We start from the raw sequence: 25,817 nt of genomic DNA on the forward strand, positions 1-25,817 counted from the left end.
GTATGGGCCTATGCTTGTTTGATTGCAGAGCCTTCGATCTCAATCTTTATTTCTTCAGAAAGCAAAACGCCACCGGTTTTAAGAGGAGCGTTGAAGTCCACACCGAAATCAGTTCGATTGATCTTGGTGCTGGCTTCAAAACCCAATCGCGTATTACCAAAAGGATCTTCTGCGATCCCATCGATGGATACATCAAGATTTACTTGCTTGGTCACACCTTTAATCGTTAGATCACCTGTGACCGTGGCTTTGTCGCCAGACACGGAAACGCTGGTGGAAGCAAAAGTCATTTCGGGGAACTCTGCCACATTAAAGAAGTCGGAGCCCCGTACGTGGTTGTCGCGATCGTCATTGCCAGTGGTAATCGATTCGGTTTGGATAGTTGCATTAACAGTGCCGGTCGACTCATCCACGATGATTGTGGAAGCGAAATCGCTAAAGTGACCCCGAACTTTTGTAACCATGGCGTGACGTGCAACGAAACCGATAGTGGTGTGCGCGGGATCTAATACATAAGTTCCATTCAGATGGCTCATGGGGTGCTCCTGTCTAATAAATTTATTTTTTGCTGTCGTATCAACAATCTCAACCATACATTACTTTGGTGATATGTCAACTAAAGCCCTAAAGAAATTTTCCGATCTTATTATTGCAGGTAATTGGCCCTAAATTCTAGTGTCTGTCGCACTTTCTCTATTTTCATTTAGCTGGAAATGGGTCTAGTCTTTACACTCATGACAACTCCGAGGTGGCTCAATGATGAAGAACAATCCCTGTGGCGTCTGATGCTTGCTGCAAATCGAAAAGTTAGTAGGGGAATCGACGATACGTTGCAGGCGGGGCCAGGGCTAACTTCTCCGGAGTTTGCGGTTCTAGTAAACCTTTCGGAAAGTCCTGATCATATTATCCGCCTGCGCGACCTGTGTGTCTCTCTCAACTGGGATCGAAGTCGCACGTCTCATCAGATCACAAGAATGGAAAAGCGTGGTCTGGTAGCTAAGAAACGGTGCCCGGACGATGCTCGGGGTGTTTATGTACAGCTGACTCGCGAAGGGGAAGAGCGGTTGCGTTCTGCGGCACCTGGCCATGTAGAAGTCGTTAGGAAACTAGTATTTGACGCGATGACTCCAGAGCATGCAGTGGTCTTGCGCGATTATTTTGAAAAGATCTCGGCTGTGGATTTTGACCCGGATGAGTATGTGGGCGGATAGATCGGGGATTTTTCAGGGGTTTCCCTGATGTGGGGGTCTTGCTGATTGCGTCATTATGAAGGGGTAAGGCAATCGGATATTCGACAGAGAAGGACTTTCAACATGGATGCACATTTTTATGGGCGACGCCTCGTCCGGAGCACTACCCAGAATTGGGTGGGCGGAGTCCTCAGTGGTATCGGGGAGACCTACGGAATTAATGTCACTCTCCTTCGGCTTCTCTTTGTTGCGAGTATTCTCCTGCCCGGACCACAGGTTCTTCTTTATATTGTTGCTTGGTTTATCATGCCCAGGTACTAGGACTTGTCAAAAGGCGGTCATGATCGATAGTGATCATGACCGCCTTTGTGTATTAAGCGGCCAACCTTCCTAATTCGGTATCCACATGAGCGGAGAACTTAGCTAGGACGTCGACAAGCGCACGTGAGGAAGACTCCATGACTTTAACTCCGTGACCGCGTAAGTTGTCGGCGTGGAAGCTGTCTGTGTCACCGATAATAAGCACCGGTTTTGCCTGCAAGGCGGCGATGGCTTCGCGCGTGATCCCCTTGCTGACGTCGATAATGGCGCATTCCACAGTTTCTAGCTTTGCGGCTTGTGACGTGGCATTTGCTTCCCAGGGCACTGTCACTGCGGCTAACTTTGGTGGAAGATTGCGGAGGATGTCGTGGGCGAGGTCTGTGCTGGCATAGATTCCTGTGGTGCTGATCATGGTGATTCGTCTCCCGAAAAGGTTCCTGAGGTGGGCTCTTTTAATTCTTATGTAAAAGGATAGGAACCATATCGATCATTGTCGACGATTGTTTATGATCGAAATTGGGGCCTAGAATAAGGGGATGGAGCAGCATGAACGGCACAGGGTCATCATTCGAGCAGTGGACTCTGGAGGGAAAACGATCGCGCAGTTATGCGAAATTACGGGAGCCTCTGCGGTGACAATTAGACGCGATTTGTCTGAATTGGATGCATTGGGGGCAGTGGACAGGGTTCGTGGTGGGGCTCGGCCAGCACATCGACGTGGTGCGCACTACCCGCTGGAGGTTCGTAAGCATGAACAACCAGCCGCTAAGCGGGCGATAGCAAAGGAAGCGGCGAGAATGGTTGATTCGGGATTTAGCGTGCTCGTGGATTCTGGCACGACTCCGTTAGAAGCTGCGAAGCTCTTGGCTGGAAAAGACATACACGCGCTAGCACTATCCCTTTATGCAGGGGCTGCGTTAGCGCGTGGGTCGGAAACATCTGTTTTGATACCCGGTGGTGACGTGAATAATGAAGATTTAGCGATCTGGGGTGCAGCAGCTGTGGAAACTGTGCTCTCTATGCGCTTTGATCTTGCTTTTATAGGCGTTTGTGCCTGTGATCCGTCGGTCGGAGTTATGTCTCCAAATCTCAACGAGGCGACGCTTAAACGTGCGGTCTTTCAAGCGTCGCGACGCGTCGTTGTCCTTGCTACTCCGGAAAAATTTTCCCGAGTCTCATCGCACAGGGTTGCCACTTTTGACCAGGTGGACACGGTGATCACGACAAACGATATTGATATGGACATCGTTGAGCGCCTCACCGAGTTGGGGACAAATGTGGTGATGGTTCCCGCTTTTGATGAGTGAACTTTTCCGGAAGATTACTGCGCTTGATGCGGTATAGGGATTGGGTTCTTGCCTCCATCACGCAGTAGGAGAAGGGTGTGTCTGATATCTGCTTGTAATGCCTCAAACAGCTTAAGGTCTCCTTTTCGTAGTGCTTCTTCTGCTTGGGTGTGGATGCTGTCCATGTATTCGCAGAGGTTGATCTCCTTAGGGAACTGCCGTTTGCACCATTCGAGGTTGGACTTGCCATAGGATGCGGCGTTGGCTACGCCTACCCCCGAGGTGAGTCCGACTGCGATTGCTGCTACCGCCAGTTTTGTGGTTATTTTGCGAATCTTCAAGAGGTTTCCTTTCGGTAAAAGGGGTGGTTATTTCATCTACAAAATTAGCTCAGATTAATTTATTTATTAACTAATTTTGTTTTAAATCACACTTATAATTTTTTACTTTTGTCGGTGGTGAAAGGGGGTGTTGGGGTGTGGAGGGGTGATTGTCGTTTTTGAGAACGCTAGAGGGGATCTGTGTGTAAAACGCCAGGTGGAATTCTCTAGCGTTCTCAAAAACGACAAACGGGCAATATTTTCTCGGATAAGGCAATGAAAATGGCGCTCAATCCTGCCTCAATCCTGCATTTCCATAGACAAAGTCCTCATACCGTGCGGCAAAAGGGCCTTTTGTCTATGGAAATGCAGGTTCGGGGTGTTGAGGATGGGCTGCAGAAGGTTGTGTGTCAAAAGCAAGAGTAAAACCTTCCCACTAGTGGCTAGCTGGTTTGCGTCGATTGAACTAGTGGGGCGGATTAATCTGCTGGTAGACAGACATTTTTAAAATTATCTCCGACAGATCTAAAACCTCATCAAAAAGGTCCACGTATATACCCACCGTTATCTTGGTCGATGTGTGTTTCAGTTGCCGCTGCGCTGTCTTCGCGTTCTCCCTGCGGACATTGTCAGGCCAAGCATCGCATGTCGCAACTTGTGCAGGGTAATGAAAAGGGAAATCCGGGTTAACTCTCCTACGGCTCTGGGCACCTTATGATCAGTCCTCCCAGCTATGATGTCATGAGAGGCGGATCCATATTCAGTTGAACTCTGTTTTCCTGTTCGACAAAGGAACGAGCATGTCTATTATGGGCATCTGATGTGATAACCACGCGACGCTCATGCGTTTTGAAAGTCCGAGAGAAATGACTGATCTGACGATCATAGTATTTCGATTTATTGTGGTACGACGCTGCAGGCCTTCACATCTTGGATGTAGAGGCCTGCAGTTTCCCCACCCTGGAGGCTACTTCGTTGAGTATCCAGATGAGACAGTTGTTTTGTAACGGGAGAGTAGCGGAGCGGGTAGTTTGAAGGCCCAGCGCTTGGGGGCATTTGCGGTGCTTTTCATATAAGTGGTTATAGGTTACCTTTGGTAGCGTTGCGATATTTGTATGCTACGTGGGCCTAGTCGCCCTTGAGCGCGCGACAACGTTCCCTTAGAAGGTCTGTGTGCTCGTAGATTTCATCTACGGCGCCCAGATCGAAAAGATGCTCCTCGCGTACTGCGTCAAAAATGCCGATACGCGGGACCCGGCGGTCGAGATAAAGCCGGGCGATAGGATTCCGGTTGTTGTCCTTGTAAAGAATCGCGCAGTACGTCTTGGCATCGCGCATGACGATATCTGCTATTGGGACTTCACTGCAGCAAATGGCGCGGATGATGCCAAATGCTTGGAGTTCTTCCTCAGTGGTTACGATGCCGGATTCGTCTCCCTCTGAGGAGAGCTCGGGAGAGGCTTCCGTGCGCTCCGGAGTAGGAAGAGTACCTGAGATTTCGTCAAAGTCCTGTGCGGATCGAAGTCGCCTGTTAGCTTCATCTTTCAGAAACTGCGTCTGAGCAGTCGCTACAAGTCCCGTGAAAACTTCAAGGTTCTGCGCCGTCATTCTGCGGGTTGTGACACGTGAGGCAATGAGCTTCACCCAATCTACATCGGGTTCCTTGAACTGAAGGGCGAGAACTTTCCGGATCTCGGAGATGTATTTCAGTTGTTCAGCACTTGCCGCAATGGTTTCTGAATCGAACCTTGTTTTGGTGCACATTTCCAGATGCGGGAACACCCGTGCATCGATGTTTGCTAGGTCGATGGTCATAAAGGGCTTCTCGTCCATGCGGTTGGCGGCATCAAGTTGCGCATAAAATTCGTAGACCTCACCATTGGTCAAGATCGCAAATTCTGTATCGGTGACATTGAAGTACCGCACCAGTTGGTTCGCGTGGTCGATGCGGAGGGGTTCGCCAACCTTTTTGCACTCGATAAGAAACCGGAAGTCATCCCCTGATTTGATGGCAAAGTCCACTTTTTCGCCTTTTTTGACTCCGATGTCGGCAGTGTATTCGGGGATGACCTCCCGGGGGTCGGTTACATCGTAACCAAGGACATTACTGATGAACGGGATGATGAAGGCGGTTTTTGTGGCTTCTTCCGTTTCGATGATTGGTTTTAGTTCGCGCACTTTGGAGGCAAGCGTTTGGATTGCTTGGTCGATGCCCATTCTGTCTGTTTCCTTTCGTAGAGGTTTTCCAAATGATAAAGGGGGTGAAGTACTCCTAGTTCATATGTTATTGCGCCTGGGTGCCTGTTGTGGGGCGTTTCGTCGAGGAGGTATTTGGTGGGGGTGATCAGTATTCGCACGGCGAATTGATCAGCATGCCTTCCTAATTGTGGATCACCGTCAGTGTCGTCGTCATAAAACGCATGTCCGAGTTCGTGGGCTCGGGTGCTTTCTTGGCCTAAGAGTCGAAGTCGTGTTGGTAGCAGGATGATTCGCCTGTGGGGGGGGGAGATAATGCCCCGTTGACCTTATCGCCGAGGTGAGAGGTTTCTGCGATGGCTACGCTGAGGGCTTGGGTCAGTTCTTCAAGCTTTGTAGTCCTAGGGAAAACATGTTCTGACAGTTCTTCGGTGTGGTTTTGTACAGCGGCGCAGTGTTACCCAAGCTCGTTGTTCAACGAGATCAACGAGTTGTTCTCGTTGATGCCTGGTGAGAGAACTTCGTGCTTTCAAAAAGAAAAGCTCCCTGTTAGATGGCGTCTGCTTTCTCAAGCTAGCCAATGAGGAGCGGTTTAGCTGTGACTGGTGGGGGACTTTTATGTTTTGTGATGCTGGTTTGATGGTGAAAAGCCCACGACATTTCCACGACAAGAGGCCAAGAAACATCCAAAAAACAAAAATCTACGCTCAAAAAGATAAAGCAAAACCTCCTCCCACCAAGAACTTTGCTGGTAGGAGGAGGTTTTTAAAAGTGTCCCCGACAGGATTCGAACCTGCGACCTTTGGTACCGGAAACCAATGCTCTATCCACTGAGCTACGGAGACGCGCTGAATACAACGGATGTAATTCTAACTCATAATGCTCAAAAATACGAAGACGCCCCCTATCGACGGAGTCAAAGGGGGCGTGACGTGGGGGTTATGGAGACTAGTCTACAACCACGCAAATGAGGGTACGAGGACCGTGCACACCTTCAACACGGTTCAACTCGATGTCTGACGTGGCGGAAGGGCCGGAGATCATCGTGTTGGGGCGCGTGTGATCAAGCTGTGCAACCATCTCTGGAACGCCATAGACTACGTTGTCCATACGGACGATGCAGACGTGGCAGTCAGGCACGAGAGTCAGCGCGCGGCGCCCACAAACCTCGTTGGAGACCAGGCAAATGGTACCGGTTTGAGCGGAGCTCACGTGGGAGTCGGTGACCACAGCGTCGACGTCGTTAAGCAGGCGGGGATCGCTTGCATGATCGTCGGCTACGGCCTTGCCCTCAAAGTCCGCGAACAGTGCGGCATCAAGACCTTCTGCGTAACGGATCTCTTTGGCTCCACGGGAATTCAGGACCTCTGCGATGCTGTCAGCTAGCTCGGCGTCAGTGGTCTGAACAACCTGTGCCTTGTAATCCAGGAGGCGATCAATAAGCAGCTCTTTGAGCTCTTCGCGGGGGAGCTCAGTCTTAGTGATGTATTCACGGACTACTGGATAAGCACCCTCGGGAACACCAGCAAGTTTGTTGGCGTTGCGGATGCGCTCGAGGATCTCAGTTTTGGCATCCATGGTTAGTTCTCCTTCTTCTGGTTAGCAGCAGGATCGTTGGGGCGGATGCCTTCGTTGCGGGCGTCGGCAAGCAACTGTTGTGCTTCCTCGGAATCGAACCACTGGCGGAAGGACTTCTTTGGTGGAACAGCGGTGTCGCGAACATCAGTCCATCCGGACAAGAAGCTCGGCAGGTGGGTGATCTTGCCTTTGGAGCCACCAAGGATGCGGCCCATAAAGACCATGCGGGTGATCATGTTCCAGAGCTTCGCATTGCCCCATGCGAGCTGCATGCTGCCCATGAGGGCCTTCTCGATCTTCGGAGCATCTGTCTCGACCTTCTTGTGGCGAAGCTCCAGCAGGATGTCCGTGAATGGGATCTTGACGGGGCAGACCTCGTTGCATCGACCGCACAGGGAGGATGCGTAAGGGAGATAGGCGTTTGGATCGTGCTTATCTTTCATGCCGGTCATCTGAGGCGACAGGATCGCTCCGATGGGGCCTGGGTAGGTCGAGCCATAGGCATGGCCACCGGCGCGTTCGTAGACCGGACAAACGTTGAGGCACGCAGAACAGCGGATGCACTTGAGTGCTTCGCGGCCGAGTTCGTCAGCAAGAACTGCGGTTCGTCCGTTATCGACAAGGACGATGTGGAAGTTCTTCGGGCCGTCGCCTTCGGTCACACCGGACCATGTGGAGACATAAGGTGCCTGGCGCTCGCCGGTGGAGGAACGGGGGAGGAGCTGCAAAAAGACCTCAAGATCCTTGAAAGTGGGGAGGATCTTCTCGATGCCCATGACTGAAATCAGGGTCTCCGGGAGGGTCAGGCACATGCGGCCATTGCCTTCGGACTCCATGATGGTGACGGTTCCGGTTTCTGCAATGCCAAAGTTGGCACCAGAAATAGCAACCTTTGCCTTCATGAACTGTTCGCGCAGGAAGGAACGCGATGCCTCTGCGAGCTCAGCAGGCTCGGAAGAGAGGGAGTCGTCAGTGTTGGGCATCTCGCGGATGAAGATGTCGCGAATCTCCGCACGGTTACGGTGAATAGCCGGAACCAGGATGTGAGATGGCTTGTCCTTACCCAGCTGAACGATGAGCTCTGCAAGGTCGGTCTCGCGTGCGGAGATGCCGGCCTCGCGGAGGCGGGAGTTGAGGCCAATTTCCATGGTTGCCATGGACTTGATCTTGACCACGTTCTTCTCGCCGGTCTCCTGAACCAGCTTGGTCACGATGTTTCCGGCCTCTTCAGCGTCGCGGGCCCAGTGGACGTGTCCACCGCGTGCGGTGACAGCCTCTTCAAACTGGACCAGGAGCTCGTCGAGACGCTGTCCCACGTCGCGCTTGATTCCGGAACCTGCTTCACGGACAGCTTCCCAGTCGGGCATTTCTGCCGTGACGTTGAGGCGCTTACCGCGAATCGTGGTGGTTGCCTTGGTCAAATTACGACGCTGGGTTGCGTTGTAAAGCTCATGGTGCGCGGCATGAACAAAGTTCTCGTCGCCACGAAGCTGGCTAATTTCCGATGCGCGAGGTGGCATCGTGGGGGTTCCAAGTGAGACGCTCACAGCATTACCTCTCGGGAGTAGGCGGCGGAATCGGGAGTCCAAGGGTGCTCCTTGGTGGAGGCTAGGATCTCTGCGATATGGATGGCACGAATGCCCACGTGTTTGCGGGACAGGTTTCCGGCGATGTTCATCAAGCAAGAAGAGTCGCCACCGGTGATGTACTCAGCACCAGTGATCTCGATGTTGCGAGTCTTGTCGGAGACCATTGCAGCGGAGGTTTCGGCATTCTTCAGGGAGAAGGTGCCACCGAACCCACAGCATTCTTCCTTGTTGGGAAGTTCCACAAGCTCCATGCCTGCCACCTTGGAGAGTAGGCGGTAAGGGCGGTCACCCAGTTTGATAAAGCGGAGACCGTGGCAGGAAGGGTGGTACGTGACCTTGTGTGGGAAGAATGCTCCGACGTCTTCCACTCCAGCGACATCAATGAGGAACTCGGGGAGATCAAGAGACTTCTTAGCTGCATCACGTGCGCCAGCTGCCAAAGTCTTATCGCCATACCTATCTGCGATGTGCTCGTGTTGTTCACGGACTGCGCCGACGCAGGAGCCTGAAGGGGCGACAACGTAATCGATGGAAGGATCGGTGAACGCATCCACATAGTTACGAATCAGTGGGATGGCTTCCTTTTGGTAGCCGGTGTTGACGTGCATCTGGCCGCAGCAGGTCTGGTCTTTAGGAAAGACGACCTCATAACCAAGTCGGGACAATACGAGTGCAGTTGCTTTGGATGCATCGGGGAACATGGCGTCGCCGATACAAGTGGAAAAGAGCGCTACTCTCACGGTAATTGCTCCTTGCTTCGAGGGAAACGTGGCAGTTTGTTGTGGCGTTCCAAATAATCGGAAGCGTTACGCGCCACTGGACATAACAAATACTAGCGGGTGTATCTCTGAAATAACATCTGAATAACCCCGGACTACCAGCGCTTATTAACGAAACGTTAGTGTTATCAAAATATGGGGAAAGAGGGGTCGGATTGGGGTGTGGTGCATGTATGCGCACTGAGGCGCGTTCTGCCACAAAATGTGGTGAAAAATACAGCAGAAAAAGTGTGGTGATAAATACACGGAAGCGGTGGTTGAAAATCAACCAAAGGTGTGACCTACTGCAAAAAGAACGTAAATTATGAGTTGGTAGCTATTTCATCGCAGAATAGTAGTGACCCAAGTCCCTCGAGATGGGAGAAGCAACTAGTGTTTTCACCTGTAACGGATGCTGTAGGCGGAAGCCTTGGCCTCTCGGCGCTGTGCGCCATATTGCCGCTCATTGGCTTCTTTGTGTTCCTGATGGTGCTCAAGTGGAAGGCCCACTGGTCCGCGCTTGCGAGCGTGGTAGTGGCCCTTCTAGTCGGCATCATCTTTTTTCACATGCCTGCCAACCTGGCGGTACTCGCCTTTTCTCAAGGCGTAGCGTTTGGTATTTTCCCGATCGTATACATCATTTGGATGGCCGTATGGGTCTATGACCTCACGGTTATTTCTGGACGTTTCGACGATCTTCGTACGATCTTTGCCAAGATTGGTCGGGGCGACATGCGCGTTCAGGCAATGTTGATCGGCTTCGCCTTCGGCGGTCTCCTAGAGGCCCTCGCCGGATTCGGTGCCCCTATTGCTATCGTTGCCGCAATGCTTCTGGCTATCGGCCTTAAGCCAATCAAAGCCGTTCTGGTGACCTTCGTGGCAAACTGTGCTCCCGTTGCCTTCGGTGCTATGGCTATTCCGGTGACTACGGGTGGTCTGCTTACTCAGATCCCGGGTGAGCAGGTAGCTGCGATGGCTGGCCGCCAGGTTTCTTTGATTGCCCTGGTTGTTCCGTTTATTTTGGCACTGATCATGGATGGCACACGAGGCGTACGCCAGACATGGCCAATGGCACTTTTGCTGGGCGTGGCTTTCGGTGGTGGACAGTTCCTCGGGTCCAACTACTTCTCCTATGTGCTCACAGACGTCGTCGCTTGCCTCCTTTCCCTCACGTGTGGCGTTCTGTTCCTCCGCGTATGGAAGCCAACTACCCCCGAAGATCAGGCATCGTCCATCAACGCTGATGAGCTCCACCTGACAACGGAGCGGACCGTTTTGGCGCTGTTCCCGTACCTTCTCATCGTCTTTGTCTTCTCCTTCACCAGCCTCTGGAAGATCGGCGTCAACATCCCTGCAGCTTTGAAGTCCACGGATATGAAGATTCAGTGGCCAGGGCTGCACGGGCACATCGTTAATGCTGCGGGTGAGCCGGTTAATAACACCATCTTCAACTTCAACTGGCTGTCCACCCCAGGCACAATCATGTTCTTCTGTGGCCTGATCACGGTCGGCGTGTACACCGCGTTCTCGCGTGGCGGAAAGTACCCAATGAACTTTGGTACAGGTCTGGCTCAGCTTGGCAAGGGCGCGTATAAGATGCGTTACTCGGCCCTTACCATCGCAGCGGTGATGGGCTTGGCATACACCATGAATATGTCCGGTCAGACTGCCTCTATCGGCGCTTTCTTGGCAGCAACAGGATCGGTATTCCCGCTGCTATCTCCGCTGTTGGGCTGGATCGGAACGTGGGTTACTGGCTCCGCTACTTCTGCAAACGCTCTGTTCGCTCAGATGCAGGCCACGACGGCCTCTCAGGTGGGTGTGAGCCCGACGCTCTTGGTGGGTGCCAATACCGCTGGTGCAACGCTGGGTAAGATGATGAGCCCGCAGACCCTGACCATTGCCGCTGGCGCTGTTCAGATGGAAAACGGCGAGCGCAAGATTATGGCTCAGGCGTGGAAGTATTCCCTCGGTTTGCTGGTTTACTTGTGCATCATCATTTACTTGCAGTCCACCCCAGTTCTCGGATGGATGGTTGTGGGCTAAACTGCTAACCCATGACACCAGCGGATCTTTCACACCTCATTAAGCGCACTGCTACCACCATCCTTGAATCACGTGGCCTCGATGCTTCGGTTCTGCCTGAGACGGTGGTCGTGGAGCGCCCGCGCAACCCCGAACACGGGGACTATGCCACGAATGTTGCCCTTCAGGTAGCTAAAAAGGTGGGAATGAATCCGCGTGAGCTGGGGCAGTTGCTTGCCGACGCCCTAGCTCTTGATGAAGCCGTCGATGAGGCCGGTATTGCCGGCCCGGGCTTTATCAATATTCGCCTTGCTGCGGCGGCTCAGGGGGAGATCGTTGCTAAGATTCTTGCCGCAGGCGAGGCCTTTGGTCATTCAGACCTCTATGCGGGGACTCGTGTAAACCTAGAGTTCGTTTCCGCGAATCCGACAGGTCCAATTCACCTAGGCGGTACCCGGTGGGCAGCGGTTGGAGATTCTCTAGGCCGTGTCTTGGAGGCTTCAGGTGCTGACGTCACACGGGAGTATTACTTCAACGATCATGGGCGCCAGATCGACCGATTCACTAATTCGCTCATTGCTGCGGCAAAGGGGGAGCCTACGCCAGAAGATGGCTATGGCGGAGACTACATCCATGACATAGCAAAAGCTGTGGTTGCAGCGCATCCTGATGTTCTTTCTCAGGAGTCGGCAGAGATGGCGGAGACGTTCCGCGCTGCTGGCGTAGAAATGATGTTTAGCCATATCAAGGAATCACTCCATGAATTTGGCACGGACTTTGATGTCTTTTTCCATGAAAACTCATTGTTCGAATCGGGTGCCGTGGATAAAGCGATCGAACGTCTCAAGGAAAACGGAAACCTCTATTTCCAAGACGGAGCATGGTGGCTGAAGTCTTCCGATTATGGCGATGACAAAGACCGCGTTGTGATTAAATCAGACGGTGACGCAGCCTATATTGCTGGTGACATCGCATACGTGGCCGACAAAATCGAACGCGGACATGACCTGTGCATTTACATGCTCGGGGCCGACCACCACGGATATATTTCTCGCTTACGTGCGGCTGCGGCAGCGCTAGGCTATGAACCCAGCAGCGTAGAGGTCCTCATCGGGCAGATGGTGAATTTGGTTCGCGATGGACAAGCAGTGCGCATGTCCAAGCGTGCTGGCACCGTAATTACCTTGGATGATTTGGTGGAGGCCATCGGCATTGATGGCGCCCGTTATTCTATGATTCGGTCCTCGGTGGACTCTAGTCTTGATATCGACCTTGCGCTGTGGGAATCGCAGAGCAGCGATAACCCGGTTTACTACGTCCAATACGGGCACGCACGTCTGTGCTCGATCGCTAGGAAGGCCGGCGATCTGGGGATAACTGCTATTGACCCCGATCTTGCGCTACTGACCCACGATCGCGAAGGCGATCTGATACGTACGCTGGGAGAATTCCCTGCAGTAGTCAAGGCTGCGGCTGAGCTGCGCGAGCCACATCGCGTGGCGCGCTATGCGGAAGAACTGGCAGGAACGTTCCACCGGTTCTATGACTCATGTCAGATTCTTCCTAAAGCTGGCGAAAGCGCACAGCCCATTCATACTGCACGTCTAGCCTTGGCTAATGCCACCCGCCAGGTTCTTGCTAATGCTTTGGGATTGGTCGGTGTTACAGCGCCGGAGCGTATGTAGCCGTGGAGAGCTTTAACGCACTGCCATCGCATGTATGGCCTAGAGGTGCGCGTCGAGAAGCTAATGGTGAAGTTTCCGTTGCGGGAGTTTCTTTATCCGATATAGCTAAGCAGTACGGAACTCCGGTTTTTGTTGTAGACGAAGACGATTTCCGTAGCCGCTGCAGGGACATGGCCGCTGCCTTTGGTGGAGCCGAAAAGGTCCACTATGCGTCCAAGGCGTTTTTGACTCGCCGGATTGCTAAGTGGGTGGAAGAAGAAGGCCTCAACCTTGACATTGCTTCTCTAGGGGAATTCCAGGTTGCGTTATGCGCTCAGTTTCCTCCTGAGCGCATAACGGCTCATGGCAACAACAAGAGCGAGGAATTTCTTCGCCTCTTGGTAGCTAACCGAGTCGGGCACATCGTGATTGACTCGATGACGGAATTGGAGCGTTTAGAAAAGGTCGCAGCTGAGGCAGGTGTTACTCAGCCGGTGATGGTGCGCGTCAAGCCCGGCATTGAAGCACATACGCATGAGTTTATTGCTACGAGTCATGAGGATCAGAAGTTTGGATTCTCTTTGGCCTCTGGATCAGCGTATGCAGCCGCAAAGCGTGTTATTGAATCTGAACCCTTGTACTTGATTGGCTTGCATTGTCATGTGGGTTCGCAAGTTTTTGATGCTCAAGGATTCAGCTTGGCGGCCCAGCGGGTACTGACGCTGTATTCAAAGATTCATGCAGAACTGGGTATCGACTTAGAACAACTAGATCTAGGCGGCGGCTACGGGATTGCCTACACCGAAGATGAGACTCCTCTGGACGTAACTTCCGTGGCTCAAGATTTGTTGGGGGCAGTGAATGAGGTTGCCCGTAACTTGGGCATTGATGCCCCCGAGGTATTAGTTGAACCTGGTCGGGCTATCGCGGGACCGTCCACTGTGACGGTGTATTCCGTGGGAACTGTGAAAGACGTCCATGTGACGGATAAACAACTGCGGAGATATATCGCCGTAGACGGTGGTATGAGCGATAATATTCGCCCAGCGCTTTATGAGGCTGAGTATGACGTTCGGGTAATCAATCGTAACGTTGGGGGAGACCTTGTCCCCAGTCGGGTCGTAGGATCGCATTGTGAAGCGGGGGATATTCTGATCAATGATCGGGAGCTCCCACGTGGAATTGCAGAGGGCGACCTTATAGCTTTGGCAGCTACTGGAGCTTATTGTTTTGCAATGAGTAGCAGGTACAACATGATGGGGCGCCCAGCAGTAGTGAGCGTTAAAGCGGGAGAGCCTAGCGTGATGGTTCGACGCGAGACCATCGAGGATCTACTTGCTTTGGACGAGGGATAGTAAGTGACCGCTGTGGGTGCACGGCGGTCGCGGCGGTAGCAATACAAGAAAAATAGCTGGACATGCTTTTGCGTTAAAGACTTTTATGGTGAAGACGCTAACAAGCATGTTCAGCTATTTTCTTTCCTTTTTAACCGTCTCGATTGCGCTAAAGAACTCACAGCGTTCGGTTCCTCAACGCGGGGACCTTAGGCTGGGAGGAAACAGAGCGTGGGTCCCCTGAACGGGAACTTACCGGTAAGGGCGCTGCTACAATGCTTCGAAAGCTAGTGTTCCTACTTTTTGCCTTAAAGGAGTCTCATGTCGACTGAACAGCACATCAGCGCCACGTTCAACCCTGGAAAAGGGGAGGGGGCCCCGGTAGGTATTGCCATTTTGGGCTATGGAACAGTTGGCAGCCAAGTGCTGCGACTTCTCACTGAGAACGCTAGCGACTTCAAGAGCCGCTCTGGTGGGCCACTTGAAATCAAGGGCGTGGCTGCATCAAGCAAAGAAAAACACAAGGGCTCCCTGGCCGATGAGCTAGGGGTGCTTACCGACGACGCTCGTTCGCTCATTGAGCGTGACGACGTAGACATCGTCGTAGAAGTCATCGGTGGCATTGATTACCCGCGTGAGCTGATCCTCAAAGCCTTGCGCTCTGGAAAATCGGTCGTCACTGCCAACAAAGCGCTGGTAGCTGCGCATTCCGCTGAGCTTGCGCAAGCTGCTGATGAGGCAGGCGTTGACCTCTACTTTGAGGCCGCTGTAGCTGCAGCGATCCCGGTAGTCGGGCCTCTGCGCCGTTCTCTGGCTGGTGATCAGGTGCAATCTGTTGCCGGAATTGTCAACGGCACGACTAACTTTATCCTGGACGCGATGGACTCCACCGGCGCCTCCTATGACGATATGCTCGCCGAAGCCACACGTCTGGGGTATGCAGAAGCCGACCCGACTGCCGATGTTGAAGGCCATGACGCCGCAAGTAAAGCGGCTATTTTGGCTTCCCTAGCATTCCATACCCGAGTTACTTCAGATGATGTGCATTGCGAGGGCATCTCTAAGATCACTGCGGAGGACATAGAGGCAGCAAAGCAGGCTGGTTACACCATCAAACTCTTAGCTATCTGTGAGCGGCTGCAGGGAGAAAACGGCGAGGAAAAAGTTTCTGCTCGTGTCCATCCAACTCTGGTTCCTCGGAGCCATCCTCTGGCAAGTGTGAGTAAGTCCTTCAATGCCGTATTCGTTGAAGCTGAGGCAGCAGGTCGTTTGATGCTTTACGGAAATGGCGCAGGTGGTAACCCCACTGCGTCGGCAGTGCTTGGCGATATCGTAGGCGCCGCCCGCAACAAAGTATTCGGAGGGCGCGCTCCAGGAGAGTCAACGTACGCAAACCTACCGATTGCAAGTTTTGGAGAAGTTCTCACGCGCTTCCATATCGATATGGAAGTGGAAGACCGCGTTGGCGTTCTTGCGGACCTCGCGCAGATTTTTGCTAGCAATGGGATTTCGCTTAGTACGATCCGGCAGGAAGAAAAAGACGGACACGCACGGCTTATTGTAGTCACACACACGGCTCTTGAGGCGGACTTGGAGAAAACCGTTGAAAATATCAAGAATTCCGATGCCGTTAAGCAGATCAGCAGCGTGATTCGTTTGGTGGGGGAGTAAGCGTAACTTATGAGTATTGAGCTTGAAGTAGGTAAAAAGGTCTCAGTCACCGTCCCAGCCTCCTCCGCCAACTTAGGCCCTGGTTTTGACACATTAGGGCTGGCGGTGTCGTTGTATGACACGGTTGAGGTAGAAGTTGTCGCCTCGGGTCTTAGCGTGGAAGTCTTTGGCGAAGGGCGGGGGGAGCTGCCATTAGATGGTTCGCACCTCGTGGTGAAAGCACTACGTGCTGGGCTTAAAGCAGCGGATGCACACGCTCCCGGGCTGAAAGTGGTGTGCCATAATTCCATTCCACAGTCTCGTGGCCTGGGGTCTTCTGCAGCCGCAGCTGTGGCTGGAGTATGCGCTGCTAATGGTCTAGCCGGTTGTCCTCTAAGCAATGAACAATTGGTACAGCTGTCGTCTGCTTTTGAAGGTCATCCAGATAATGCGGCGGCGTCTGTGCTAGGGCAGGCTGTGGTCTCATGGACTGAGATTCCAGTTGATGGCAGGACAGAGCCTCAGTATAGGGCGGTTACTATCCCTGTTGCCGAGTCGATTATGGCGACTGCACTGGTACCAAACTTTCATGCATCGACAGAGGCTGTCCGTCGCGTCCTTCCTACGGATGTGACTCACGTGGACGCACGATTCAATGTGTCCAGGTGCGCGGTGATGACTGTTGCCTTGCAACATCACCCAGAGCTCTTGTGGGAGGGAACACGCGACCGGTTGCACCAGCCATATCGCGCCGACGTATTGCCCGTAACTGCGGAGTGGGTTAATCGGCTGCGCAATAAGGGGTACGCTGCGTATCTCTCGGGCGCGGGCCCGACCGTAATGGTGCTATCCACAGAGCCGGTCGATGAGTCCATGCTTAACGACGCCCGCGAGGCCGGCTTGCGCGTGCTCCCTCTGGAGGTTGCTCAGCCGGTGTCCGTCACTGTTTCCTAGCGGCGCTCAGCGTCATTATTGATCTTGACGGCGCAGTATGTGGGATCCTCGTCCGGCTCGAGGCTCACATCAAGGTCTGTATTAAGGACTAAAGCCTGGAGCATTCCGTCGTGAACGGCGCAGAGAAAGCTGGTGGGTTTTTCATTACCTGTGATGAAGGGGCATGAGTAAAGGCGTAGCTCATCTTCATGCTCAATAGGGTCAAAACCCATGAGGCGGAGGCGTCGAGCGAGGATCGCAGGGGTTTTTCGTGGGTTACAGGTCTTGTGCATGACCTGTCCCCATTCAAGACCTATTTCCCTGGCTAGTTCCAGGGAAGCATTATCGTCTGCGAGACGCTGCGCGAGAATTCTGATGAGAGTTACGTATTCCGAGGCCACAGCCCTATTGTCGGGGATCCTGGATCGGTAGACTAGCGAGGGACGTCCTCTGCCCTTACTAGGAGCGGGGACAGTTTGTATCGCCTTGCGTTCTAAAAGCTCATCTAAGTGGCCGCGAGCGGTATTGATATGCATGCCAAGGGTGGCGGCGAGTTCTTGGATTTTGGCGCCGTCTTCAAAACTTGCGACGGTGTCTAATACATCGCGTTGTCTTTGGCTAAGGCTTAGGGCCTCGGGGAAAAGTTCTGTGGTAGGGCGGGGCGCTCGCTGGCTCATGGATTGTCCTCATCTAACAAACCTTGACACAAATGGAAATGACGCACCCTAGCTGAGAATGCTCTTGGTGCGTGGTTTGTAACGTCTATTTCTAGCATAAAAGACGTCTTGTATCACTTCCACTTACATCTATGGCACAGGTCACATAACTTCGGGGTTGGTAAGGCCCGGTGGTTGGCTGCTGGCTCCGCCCAGCGAACTCATGGGCTCTGATCAGATTATTGAGGGGAATCGTCCTCGGAATGGCCTGGGCCGAGTAGCGAGATGATTTCATAATCGCCGTCGGCAACGTGCTTCCGTAGGTCGATTTTGTCAAACTTGCCTACGGAAGTTTTGTCGATGGAGTCAACGAAGGCCCAATATTCCGGGACCATCCAGTTAGGGAAGGTATCGCGGAGTCGTGAGCGGAGGCGTTCTGCCGTTTCGTGATTGCGGGGAATTTCTGGGGAGACCACAGTGACAGCGAGGGGGCGTTCGCCCCACTTGGGGTCTGGGTAACCGATGACTGCGGCTTCGACAACCACGGCTGCTGCCATAATTTCATTTTCGAGCATTGCGGAGTAAATCCACTCGCCGCCTGATCGAATAACATCCCTAGCTCTGTCATGAATGGTGAGGAAGCCGTCTCGGGTCACAGAACCTACGTCACCAGTACGTAACCAACCATCGGAAGTAAATTGTCCGGGGGCGTCTTCAACGTGGTGGTCCCGGAACATTGAAGCGGGACCTGTGCCTTCTTCAGAATGTGAATGATAATAACGGGTTGTCACCCAATTTCCGCGCACCTGGATTTCTCCCTGGTTGCGGTCGGTAGCGCTCATAACTTCGCCATCGTTAACAACGCGATATTCCAAGGAGGCAGGGAAGCGACCCTGACTTACTCGATAACTTCGCCGCGTTTCGCCAGAAACACCTGATGGCGGGCGCGCAACTGTCCCTATGCCGAGTGTTTCTGTCATTCCCCAGATATGCACTACATCAACGCCGTAGCGTTCTTCCCACAATTTGATCAGAATAGGAGGCACTGCGGATCCTCCAACATAGATCTCTTGTAAGCTCATGCGCTCTGGAGAATGGCGCATATAGTGCACCATGAGCTGAATCCACAGAGTTGGCACTCCATGCGCGACTCGAGGAAGAGCTGTGGCAATGATCTTTGCTAGAGAAGGACCGGATACATCTGCGCCAGGGAACACTAATGGCGTTCCGGACATAAAAGCAGCGACAGGAACACACCAGCTTAGGATGTGATAAAGCGGCACACAACAGAGAAACGATTGTCCGTGCGTAACTGCTAAAGAATCTGTCGTTCGTAGATTCATGCATTGCAAGTAAAGGGCACGGTGAGAGTAAACAACTCCTTTGGGGGCTCCAGTGGTACCGGTGGAGTAACAGATGGCAACCGCATTATTTTCTTCGATGACTGGCCAATCATAAATTGTACTTCGGCCATCTAAAAGGGCTTCGTAGGAGTAGCATGTGATGTTATTAGGAATAAAGCGCGCTGCTGCTGCAATATCGTCACGGCCGATAAAAATTACTGAACGGACTGAAGGGCAGCCTTCGTTCAAAATAGTGCCTAACTGTTTGGCTAGCCGTTGATCGGCGACAATAACCTGATCTTCTGCATGGTTGATGATATGGCGAATTTGATCGTTCATCAGTTGCTTGTTGAGCGGATTAAAGACAGCTCCCATGCAGCCCACTGCGAAGAGTGTCTCTAGATGCTCTGCGCAGTTATACATCATTGATGCTATGCGTTGGTCAGCAGTAATCCCCAGCTCATCGTGGAGGGCGTGTGCAAGGGCTGCGGCGCGAGCCGCAATCTCAGCAAAGGTGGTTTCTTGCATAGCGTCGCCCTCAAATGTGGACACTTTAGTTTCGGCATGAATCTTCGATCCGTAGGTGAGGATTTGAGCAAGGTTGAGCGGAATAGGCTGCATCGTACTGAGCATGACTTACACCATAGTTGCGAAAATTGCCTCGAGTTCACCTCACACGCATTTATGCGTTAGACTGCGTTACGAGCTTCACATAATCTTTTGTGCTGACCGCGTTTCGCTGAGTAGTAACCCGAGACGCAGTGCTCAGTTCCCGCTTTAGAAGTTCACCACCGAATTGCTGCCAAGGCCGCGCCGGCGGGGCAATGCTTCCTCGTATGTGTGCGTTCTTAACGCATTCGGTAGGGATTCTCGGGCATCTACGCCATCAGTACCTGAATCCAGTTAATTCCACAGCATGCTTTCCAGTGGTGGTTACTTGGTTGAACATTTTCCCGGTGACTTCTTTTTCCGCTGGTAAAGGCGATGAAAGGACATCTGTGACAACAACAGATAACGGCGCACAGCGTAATCTTGCTGCATTGCGTCTGCCCGAGCTGCGCAAGATCGCCGCTGAAATGGGCCTGAAAGGCACCTCTGCACTACGCAAAGGTGATCTCATTGCCGCGATTAGTGGCGCGCAGGGGGGAAAGGCTGCACAAGGCGGACGTAGTACCGCATCTGCAGCAAAGCACACGACGGAAACAAAAACTGCGCCAAAGGCAAAGAAGGATTCTGCGCCTGCAGAAAACTCAGCCGCAGAGGCTTCTAATGCCCAACAAGAAAAGGCTGATCAGGCTCCGGCTAAAGAGCCAAAGGCACGTCGTCGTCGAGTTCTGAAGACAACGGGAACCACCGCGGCAACAAATGACGCGGTTTCCAATGAGTCCATTGCGCAGGCGTCTGCGCCCGTGGAAGAAGAAAAGCCGCGCCGTCGTCGCGCGACTCGTCGTGTAGAAACCCCTTCAGAGAAGCACGGCTCTGCAGAAAGCTCCTCACAGGACAAAGCGGGCATGTCCGCTGACGTGAACGATGGGGCAGCGGGATCCGTGGAACATGGCGATGCTGATGATGAAAACCGCTACGAATCGCGCTCGGCTGCTCGACGCGCTCGTCGTAACCGTGCTCGACGGGAGCACCGCGAGGACCGGCAGGTTTCTCAGCGAGAAGATAATCGCTCTGAGAATGATCAGGCTTCCCACGATGGGGAACGACGTAAAGACGCACCTGTTGATAGCACGAAAGCAGAGGAACGTCGGGAAGCTCCTGAGCATCAAGCTACAGATCAGCAGCAGACTCGGGAATCCCGTGAAGGTTCTGAAAACGAGCATCCTCGTCAGCGCAATGGCCGCCATCATGAGCGGGGCGAGCGCGGTGACCGAGGCGATCGTAATGATCGTAATCGCCGTAATCGCCGTAACCGACGTGGTCGTGATCGCGACGATAACCGGGATAACACCAACATTGAGCCTCGTGAAGACGAAGTTTTGCAGAACATCGCCGGCATCCTCGACATCGTGGATAGCAATGTCGCTTTTGTTCGCACGTCGGGCTACCACGCTGGTCCCGCAGACGTCTATGTAAATAACCAGATGATTCGTCGCTTGGGCCTACGTGCCGGCGATGCCATCGTTGGCCAGGTCCGGATGAATGGCGATAATAGCCATGGCGGACATCATGGACACAACCGTGGACGCAACCGTCAAAAGTACAATCCGCTGGTTCGCGTTGAATCTGTCAACGGCATGTCCATAGAGGAAGCTAAGGCCCGTCCGGACTTCTCTAAGCTCACTCCGCTGTACCCGAACCAGCGACTGCGTTTGGAAACCGAACCAAAGATCCTTACCACTCGTGTGATCGACTTGATCATGCCTATTGGTAAAGGTCAGCGTGCGCTTATCGTGTCTCCGCCGAAAGCTGGTAAGACGACGATTTTGCAGAACATTGCTAACGCCATTGCTACCAATAACCCTGAGTGCTACTTGATGGTAGTGCTTGTCGACGAGCGCCCCGAGGAAGTCACCGACATGCAGCGCTCCGTCAAGGGCGAGGTTATTGCCTCCACCTTCGATCGTCCACCAAGCGAGCATACCGCTGTAGCTGAGTTGGCAATCGAGCGTGCTAAGCGACTCGTTGAACAGGGACAAGACGTTGTGGTGCTTCTAGACTCCATCACACGCCTTGGTCGTGCTTACAACAACTCTTCTCCTGCTTCAGGCCGTATCCTGTCCGGTGGTGTGGACTCGAATGCCCTCTACCCGCCAAAGCGTTTCCTAGGCGCAGCTCGTAACATCGAAAATGGTGGCTCCTTGACCATCATCGCTACTGCAATGGTAGAAACTGGCTCTGCAGGCGACACCGTGATCTTCGAGGAATTCAAGGGAACCGGTAACGCAGAACTCAAGCTGGATCGCAAGATCTCCGAGCGTCGCGTATTCCCGGCAGTGGACGTTAACCCGTCAGGAACTCGTAAAGATGAGCTTCTTCTGGTTCCTGAGGAAGCCCGCATTATGCACAAACTACGCAGGATTCTTGCAGCCTTGGACAATCAGCAGGCCATCGATCTGCTGATCAAGCAGCTCAAGAAGACTAAATCCAACGGTGAGTTCTTGATGCAGATTGCATCGAGTGCTCCGATGGCTGCAGACGCCGAGGAGGAGTAATGGCCCAGGTATCAGCAGTCGATGACATCGTCTCGGAGTACCAGGGAATTGAAGCTCAGATGGCTGACCCAGAAACCATGGGCGACCAGATGCTGTTCCGGAAACTATCCAAGCGTTACTCCGAGCTGCAGCCGATCATCAATGTGAATAACAAACTGGTGCAGGCCAGGGATGATCTGGAAGTAGCTAAAGAGATGGCTCACGAGGATCACGAGTTCCAAGACGAGGCAGCTCGTCTGGAATCTGAAGTTGTGGTTCTTGAGGAACAGCTCGCCGACCTTCTCGCGCCTCGCGATCCGCATGACGGAGATGACATCGTCATGGAAGTGAAAGCAGGCGCGGGCGGCGAAGAAGCTGCTTTGTTTGCTAGCGAGATTGTGCGTATGTATCAGCGCTATGCGGATAAGCATGGTTTTGCCGTTGAGGTTTTGGACTCCTCCGAATCTGATCTAGGAGGCGTGAAGGATATGACTTTGTCTATCCGATCAAAGACGCCTTCTCGTGATGGTGCCTGGAGTGTGTTCAAGTTTGAAGGCGGAGTTCATCGCGTGCAACGCGTTCCGGTTACTGAGTCGCAAGGTCGCATCCAGACCTCTGCCGCAGGTGTGCTGGTGTACCCAGAGCCTGATGAAGTAGCGGAGATTGAGATCGATGATAAAGATTTGCGTATCGACGTCTACCGTTCCTCCGGTAAAGGCGGTCAGGGCGTGAACACGACTGACTCTGCTGTGCGTATTACCCACCTTCCTACGGGCCTTGTTGTTACGTGCCAGAAGGAGCGCTCGCAGATTCAGAACAAAGCTCGAGCCATGCAGGTTCTTGCTGCACGACTTCAGGCTATGGCTGAGGAACAAGCAGAGGCAGAAGCTGCTGAAGGACGTGCTGCTCAGATTCGCACGATGGATCGCTCCGAGCGTATCCGCACCTATAACTGGCCAGAGAACCGGATTTCAGATCACCGCATCGGATTTAAGGCAAATAACCTTGATTCAGTACTTAACGGTGAATTGGACGATTTGTTCACTGCACTGCGGGCCGCGGAACGCGCGGAACGCTTGGAAGCTGAGTAAAATAATTTCGTGTTATTTACTTCTCTGAGAGACGCCGAGGCCACCCTGGAAGCAGCCGGGGTGGCCTCCCCGCGTAACGACGCTCAGATCCTAGCTGCGCACCTGCTGCGATGCACCCCTATGGAACTGGGGTTACGCATGCGCGAGCCGACTCCGGATCAATTCGAGGCCCTTGTTGCACGACGCGCGCAGCGTGAACCTTTGCAACACATCGTAGGAGAGGCATGGTTTGGCCCGCTTACTCTGAAGGTGGGGCCTGGGGTGTTTATCCCACGTCCAGAAACAGAAGTTCTTGCCGATTGGGCGGTGCAGCAACTCAGCGGTGGGGAAAACGTCGTAGACCTGTGTACCGGGTCGGGAGCTCTAGCGGCTTACGTCGCAACGCTTGTTCCTACGGCGAAGGTGACCGCAGTGGAACTTTCTCCTGCTGCAGCCCACTATGCGCAGCACAATCTTCCTACTAACGTGAATCTGGTCATTGGTGACGCAACAGATTCGGGCCTGCTGAGGTCGCTGGCCGGGACAGTAGACGTAGTGGTGAGTAACCCTCCATATGTGCCGGAAACTCCTGATCTTGCTCCCGAGGTTTATCACGATCCTGCAATGGCTGTGTTCTCCGGCGCAGACGGGATGGACACGATCAAACTGTTGATTCCTGTTATCCATGAACTCTTGGTTCCCAATGGGCGAGTAGGGATAGAACATGATGATGCAACGTCTCTAGCCGTACTCCAAGAATTTCACAAACATGGAGGATTTGGAGAGATTGCCGTTTTGGAAGATCTGACGGGTCGAAATCGATTTGTTACGGCGAGTAAGCTTCCTTAAAAAGAACGGTTGTGCCAGAAACGACGGAAGAGATTATTTACCTCTACACCGTAAGACGAAAGAAAATATATCGTGAGCAGAATTTATGACTGCAGTGACGCAAATATTCGTAATGCTGCACTCAAAGTAGCAAGTGATGCCGTCAAAGACGGCCGCCTTGTTGTCATGCCAACGGACACTCTTTATGGCATCGGCTGCGATGCGTTTGACAATAACGCGGTGGCAAAGCTTCTTGCGACTAAGCATCGTGGCCCCGATATGCCTGTACCCGTGCTTGTGGGAAGTTGGGACACAGCCCGTGGGCTTGTTCACTCTTACTCGGAACAGATGCGAACGCTTATAGAAGCTTTTTGGCCAGGTGCCTTGAGCATTGTGGTTGCTCAAGCCCCGAGCCTGCAATGGAACTTGGGGGATACTCGCGGCACAGTAATGCTGCGCATGCCGCTTCATCCCGTTGCCATCGAGCTACTGCGAGAAACTGGTCCGATGGCTGTATCCTCGGCCAATATTTCGGGGCAAAAGCCGCCGACTACGGCTTTAGCTGCTCAGGAACAGCTTGGCGATGCTGTGAGTGCCTACCTTGACGGCGGAGCAACGCCGGTAGGGACCGCCTCAACAATTATTGATCTTTCTGGTCCTACACCTCGGATTTTGCGCGAAGGCGCAATCAGCGCTGAGCGCATTGCAGAAGTGCTGAGCCTCGACGTGGAGACGCTACGCTAAATGGGCGCAGGTGTTGCTGGTGTGCCGATGAGGGAATTGGCGCTTGTCATTTTGGTGGCCGCTGCGCTGACATACCTCACCACGGGCATCGTTCGTTACTCCATGGTCCGTTCAGGTCGCATGGGGGAAATACGTGAACGTGATGTTCACACCCAGCCGAAGCCACGGTTGGGTGGAGTTGCAATGTTTACGGGATTTCTGGGAGCGGTATTTCTTGCGGACCAGCTTCCTGCCTTGACTCGAGGGTTCCAGCCGATCACGCCGGAGATGAGTGCAGTGATTTGGGCTGGGGTAGTCATTGTTACCGTTGGGATCATTGATGACCTCTATGAACTTGATGCCATAACCAAACTATTCGGGCAGATTCTCGGGTCGGTTGTAATGAGTATCCTCGGCCTGACCTGGTCATTGCTTTACGTTCCCTTTGGCGGCGGTACTACTGTCATCCTTGACCAAGTGGCGTCAACCATAGTTACGGTGATGTTTACAGTTACGCTGATCAACGCCATAAACTTTGTGGACGGCCTTGACGGTTTAGCAGCGGGACTCGGTATGATAGCCGGACTTTCTATCTTGGTTTTCTCCATGACGGTGCTTCACGACCAGGGAGGCATGGTATCGGCTTATCCGCCAGCCATTATTGCAGCAGCGCTTGTGGGAATGTGTGCAGGTTTTCTTCCTCATAATTTTGAACCGGCGCGGATTTTTATGGGGGACTCAGGCTCTATGCTGATCGGACTTCTGCTTGCTGCAGCATCCACCTCAGCGAGTGGAAAGATCGATATGAGTCTGTACGGGACCGTGGATGTTATTGCTCTTATGTCTCCGATTATCGTGGTAGCTGCCGCTGTTTTTGTTCCCATGCTCGATCTGGTTATGGCCGTCGTCCGCCGAGTGCGTAAAGGACAATCTCCCTTTTCTGCGGACAAGATGCACCTGCACCACAGGCTGTTGTCGCTGGGGCACACTCATCGTCGCGTAGTGTTGGTTCTCTACTTATGGGTCTCCGTTGTGGCCTTTGGGGCTGTCTCATTTTCTGTGGTGCCGCCCATTGTTGCGGTCATCGGAATTGTGATCGCTATGTTTATAGCTTTCCTAGCCACGCGAGGCCCAGTGCGCCGGGCCAATGAACTGGGAAAAACGACACAGAAATAAGCCTTAATGGCTAGCAGGTTAGATTTGTTATAGAGCT

General features: G+C 53.1%; 23 protein-coding genes and 1 tRNA gene. 13 read left to right on the top strand and 11 right to left on the bottom strand.

What is annotated here, in order from left to right; all coding sequences use genetic code 11:
• Window positions 1-8 precede the first annotated feature (8 nt).
• Complete coding sequence (locus CULFRC11_RS04320) at window positions 9-536, bottom strand: YceI family protein (protein WP_031270189.1); 528 nt, start codon at window positions 534-536, stop codon at window positions 9-11.
• A gap of 198 nt (window positions 537-734) precedes the next feature.
• On the opposite strand from CULFRC11_RS04320, the gene CULFRC11_RS04325 reads away from it, so the two are divergent.
• Both CULFRC11_RS04325 and CULFRC11_RS04330 read left to right on the top strand, forming a co-directional pair.
• Complete coding sequence (locus tag CULFRC11_RS04325; RefSeq protein WP_023635504.1) at window positions 735-1,211, top strand: MarR family winged helix-turn-helix transcriptional regulator; 477 nt, start codon at window positions 735-737, stop codon at window positions 1,209-1,211.
• A gap of 102 nt (window positions 1,212-1,313) precedes the next feature.
• Window positions 1,314-1,511, top strand: coding sequence for a PspC domain-containing protein (locus CULFRC11_RS04330; protein WP_023635505.1), 198 nt, complete (start codon window positions 1,314-1,316; stop codon window positions 1,509-1,511).
• A 52-nt stretch (window positions 1,512-1,563) separates the two neighbouring features.
• On the opposite strand, the gene CULFRC11_RS04335 is transcribed toward CULFRC11_RS04330, so the two are convergent.
• The gene (locus CULFRC11_RS04335) at window positions 1,564-1,923 is read right to left on the bottom strand and encodes a hypothetical protein (protein WP_023635506.1); all 360 of its coding nucleotides are present in this window, start codon (window positions 1,921-1,923) and stop codon (window positions 1,564-1,566) included.
• 124 nt (window positions 1,924-2,047) lie between these two features.
• Here CULFRC11_RS04335 and CULFRC11_RS04340 point away from each other — a divergent pair, with 124 nt between their 5' ends.
• Window positions 2,048-2,818: a DeoR/GlpR family DNA-binding transcription regulator gene (locus CULFRC11_RS04340; protein ID WP_014525611.1), complete on the top strand. Its 771-nt coding sequence runs from the start codon at window positions 2,048-2,050 to the stop codon at window positions 2,816-2,818.
• A 14-nt stretch (window positions 2,819-2,832) separates the two neighbouring features.
• On the opposite strand, the gene CULFRC11_RS04345 is transcribed toward CULFRC11_RS04340, so the two are convergent.
• From CULFRC11_RS04345 to CULFRC11_RS04370, 7 genes are all read right to left on the bottom strand, one after another.
• Window positions 2,833-3,138 carry a hypothetical protein gene (locus CULFRC11_RS04345; protein ID WP_023635507.1) on the bottom strand — a complete coding sequence of 102 codons (306 nt, stop codon included), beginning with the start codon at window positions 3,136-3,138 and terminating at the stop codon, window positions 2,833-2,835.
• 1,107 nt (window positions 3,139-4,245) lie between these two features.
• Window positions 4,246-5,334, bottom strand: coding sequence for a type I restriction enzyme HsdR N-terminal domain-containing protein (locus tag CULFRC11_RS04350; RefSeq protein WP_023635509.1), 1,089 nt, complete (start codon window positions 5,332-5,334; stop codon window positions 4,246-4,248).
• Window positions 5,283-5,630: an ImmA/IrrE family metallo-endopeptidase gene (locus tag CULFRC11_RS11475; RefSeq protein WP_115236729.1), complete on the bottom strand. Its 348-nt coding sequence runs from the start codon at window positions 5,628-5,630 to the stop codon at window positions 5,283-5,285. Before CULFRC11_RS11475 ends, CULFRC11_RS04350 begins: the two co-directional genes overlap by 52 nt.
• Before the next feature lie 455 nt (window positions 5,631-6,085).
• Window positions 6,086-6,158 (bottom strand) — tRNA-Arg (locus CULFRC11_RS04355).
• A 103-nt stretch (window positions 6,159-6,261) separates the two neighbouring features.
• On the bottom strand, window positions 6,262-6,891 hold the full coding sequence (locus CULFRC11_RS04360) for a LutC/YkgG family protein (RefSeq protein WP_014525613.1): 630 nt from the start codon (window positions 6,889-6,891) through the stop codon (window positions 6,262-6,264).
• Between the two features lie 2 nt (window positions 6,892-6,893).
• Window positions 6,894-8,438, bottom strand: coding sequence for a LutB/LldF family L-lactate oxidation iron-sulfur protein (locus tag CULFRC11_RS04365; RefSeq protein ID WP_023635510.1), 1,545 nt, complete (start codon window positions 8,436-8,438; stop codon window positions 6,894-6,896).
• Window positions 8,435-9,220: a (Fe-S)-binding protein gene (locus tag CULFRC11_RS04370; protein WP_013911259.1), complete on the bottom strand. Its 786-nt coding sequence runs from the start codon at window positions 9,218-9,220 to the stop codon at window positions 8,435-8,437. Before CULFRC11_RS04370 ends, CULFRC11_RS04365 begins: the two co-directional genes overlap by 4 nt.
• A 411-nt stretch (window positions 9,221-9,631) precedes the next feature.
• Here CULFRC11_RS04370 and CULFRC11_RS04375 point away from each other — a divergent pair, with 411 nt between their 5' ends.
• From CULFRC11_RS04375 to thrB, 5 genes are all read left to right on the top strand, one after another.
• A complete protein-coding gene (locus CULFRC11_RS04375) occupies window positions 9,632-11,284 on the top strand; it encodes an L-lactate permease (RefSeq protein ID WP_013911260.1) in 1,653 nt (550 codons plus the stop codon).
• 11 nt (window positions 11,285-11,295) lie between these two features.
• Window positions 11,296-12,948: an arginine--tRNA ligase gene (gene argS / locus CULFRC11_RS04380; protein ID WP_023635511.1), complete on the top strand. Its 1,653-nt coding sequence runs from the start codon at window positions 11,296-11,298 to the stop codon at window positions 12,946-12,948.
• A 2-nt stretch (window positions 12,949-12,950) separates the two neighbouring features.
• Window positions 12,951-14,282 carry a diaminopimelate decarboxylase gene (gene lysA, locus CULFRC11_RS04385; RefSeq protein WP_023635512.1) on the top strand — a complete coding sequence of 444 codons (1,332 nt, stop codon included), beginning with the start codon at window positions 12,951-12,953 and terminating at the stop codon, window positions 14,280-14,282.
• Window positions 14,283-14,582: 300 nt separating this feature from the next.
• Window positions 14,583-15,932 carry a homoserine dehydrogenase gene (locus CULFRC11_RS04390; RefSeq protein WP_023635513.1) on the top strand — a complete coding sequence of 450 codons (1,350 nt, stop codon included), beginning with the start codon at window positions 14,583-14,585 and terminating at the stop codon, window positions 15,930-15,932.
• Between the two features lie 9 nt (window positions 15,933-15,941).
• Entirely contained in the window at window positions 15,942-16,865 is a 924-nt protein-coding gene (gene thrB, locus CULFRC11_RS04395; RefSeq protein ID WP_023635514.1) for a homoserine kinase, read from the top strand.
• Here the strand turns inward: thrB and CULFRC11_RS04400 are convergent.
• Together CULFRC11_RS04400 and CULFRC11_RS04405 are read right to left on the bottom strand one after the other, a co-directional pair.
• Window positions 16,862-17,521, bottom strand: coding sequence for a helix-turn-helix domain-containing protein (locus tag CULFRC11_RS04400; protein ID WP_038620469.1), 660 nt, complete (start codon window positions 17,519-17,521; stop codon window positions 16,862-16,864). The genes thrB and CULFRC11_RS04400 overlap by 4 nt on opposite strands.
• A 218-nt stretch (window positions 17,522-17,739) precedes the next feature.
• A complete protein-coding gene (locus CULFRC11_RS04405; protein ID WP_023635516.1) occupies window positions 17,740-19,476 on the bottom strand; it encodes a long-chain fatty-acid--CoA ligase in 1,737 nt (578 codons plus the stop codon).
• Window positions 19,477-19,841: 365 nt separating this feature from the next.
• Here CULFRC11_RS04405 and rho point away from each other — a divergent pair, with 365 nt between their 5' ends.
• The 5 genes from rho to CULFRC11_RS04430 all read left to right on the top strand — a co-directional run bounded on the left by rho (window position 19,842) and on the right by CULFRC11_RS04430 (window position 25,780).
• Window positions 19,842-22,004, top strand: coding sequence for a transcription termination factor Rho (gene rho / locus CULFRC11_RS04410; protein WP_031270192.1), 2,163 nt, complete (start codon window positions 19,842-19,844; stop codon window positions 22,002-22,004).
• Complete coding sequence (gene prfA / locus CULFRC11_RS04415) at window positions 22,004-23,074, top strand: peptide chain release factor 1 (RefSeq protein ID WP_013911268.1); 1,071 nt, start codon at window positions 22,004-22,006, stop codon at window positions 23,072-23,074. Before rho ends, prfA begins: the two co-directional genes overlap by 1 nt.
• Window positions 23,075-23,083: 9 nt before the next feature.
• On the top strand, window positions 23,084-23,902 hold the full coding sequence (prmC, locus tag CULFRC11_RS04420; RefSeq protein ID WP_023635518.1) for a peptide chain release factor N(5)-glutamine methyltransferase: 819 nt from the start codon (window positions 23,084-23,086) through the stop codon (window positions 23,900-23,902).
• Between the two features lie 72 nt (window positions 23,903-23,974).
• Window positions 23,975-24,625, top strand: coding sequence for an L-threonylcarbamoyladenylate synthase (locus CULFRC11_RS04425; RefSeq protein ID WP_014525621.1), 651 nt, complete (start codon window positions 23,975-23,977; stop codon window positions 24,623-24,625).
• Window positions 24,626-25,780 (top strand): MraY family glycosyltransferase, encoded by a 1,155-nt coding sequence (locus CULFRC11_RS04430; protein ID WP_023635519.1) that lies wholly within the window; start codon window positions 24,626-24,628, stop codon window positions 25,778-25,780.
• Window positions 25,781-25,817: the final 37 nt, after the last annotated feature.

The organism is Corynebacterium ulcerans (assembly GCF_000767685.1).
GTDB classification, from domain to species: Bacteria; Actinomycetota; Actinomycetes; order Mycobacteriales; family Mycobacteriaceae; genus Corynebacterium; species Corynebacterium ulcerans.